Below are 1,679 nucleotides of genomic sequence, written 5' to 3' on the forward strand. Positions count from 1 at the left end.
ATCAAAAATAATTGGGCTATAGTGACGCTGCCCCTGCTTTAAGGCTTTGTAGAGCTCCACCTCATTTGCATAGGAAAAATACCTGAACTGCTCATCAACATACTGAACCACATAGTGACGCCCGCCCATATCGAGAACATAGCGAACAGAGCGGACACGTCCATCTGGAAAAAAAGCTTTCTTGATCGAGGTAAAGACACCTTCAACACGCGAAGCAATAATACTCGCTCGCTGAGGGCAGAAACAAAATACACGTAATTCACACTCGAAGTCACTTTGCTGTGCCAAACAAATCTGCAAATAAGACTGCAGGGTTTGCATCAGGGTATCACCCACTTCAAAACGGTGCGCACTGACTTCATTCCAGCTATTAATACTGATTTGATCTATCGTGCGTACCAGGTTAAAGCGATCGGTACTGTAGTCGAGTGCATCTGTACGATCACTTAAACGCTGCATCCCCCGTTCCGCTAATTCTTCCATGGGGTCTAAACCAACGCTCACAAACAAGACCACCTGTGTAACCTGCGCAGCCTTAACAAAGCTTGCCTGATTCACTGGTGGAAGAGGTACGCTAATACTTTGCTGCAAAGCACGAATCATCTGCTGAACTTCTTGTAGCCTGTAGCCCGTATCACCCGGTACCAGACTTAAGCGAGTGGAGCTATTTACAATGCCGTTAAAATATAGCCATGCAAGTAACTCCACCATCGAAGTAAATTTCTTCAAGGGCACTTCAAACGAAGCATCTGAATCAGTACTTAGATTCCTGTATAACAGCCAGCCGCTTTGCTCACTTGGCATCAACTGAGAGCTGGTATGGTGAATAGCCAGGTTCTCTTCCCATAAGTCCCCGACAATACCCGGATTAACCCGCTCAACCTTACCTGCTTTCTTCTGAAAATTTGCGTATAGCTTTCTGCCCAGGAGGTTAAGGTCTTCAGCGGTAATACTGGAGCGAATACCATGAGTGCGAGCATACTGTGACAAAAACCGATAACAGTAACTCAACTCTGCCACTAAGACTTGGCGCTCGACCAGAACCTCATCAACTTTCCATTTGGCGCGAGAGTCCAGGTACCTGAACTTACTCTCTGACCAACCCCAGGTTCGGACAATTTTTTCCAATAGTTTTCTCTGCCATGAAGGCCCCCTTCCCGATGGGGATCGAGAGAGTTTTTTCGCAACTTTAATGTAAAAGCTCTTCTGAACAATATCGAGCCGTTTATGTTCTTTTCTTTTATTTAAATAAGCTTCGAGACGCTGATAGACAAGAAGATATGGATCCAGATCTTCAATACCTAATTCATCATCATAAACAGCGCGCTTATAAACCTGACTCAAAGTTTCAGCTTCCGGAAGCTCTTGGGCATAAACTTCCGCCAGCAAGATTTTCAGTACTGATTTATAGGGCGAGTCCAGGCCTTTATATAGCTGCCATAGCCCAGCACCTATCAACTCACTTTTAGGAATAAACGCAGCGCTACCAAAATCGAGAACCTCTTGCTGTTTAATAAAACGTTTACTCAACAGGAGATCAACTTTCTCCTCGTATTCTCCTTCTAAATTTGGTGGAATCAGCCACCAAATTGGGTAACGCCCCGCTAATAAAATCGCAGTACGATAAAACTCGTCCAGCAGCAAATAATGTTGTGCAGAACCACTACTTTCTTTATCCA

General features: G+C 44.7%; 1 protein-coding gene. It reads right to left on the bottom strand.

Going from position 1 to position 1,679, the window contains the following annotated elements; translation table 11 throughout:
- Positions 1-1,679: class I adenylate cyclase (locus A3761_RS20130; RefSeq protein WP_197473142.1), on the bottom strand; the 1,679-nt coding region annotated here is incomplete at both ends.

Source organism: Oleiphilus sp. HI0123 (genome assembly GCF_001635315.1).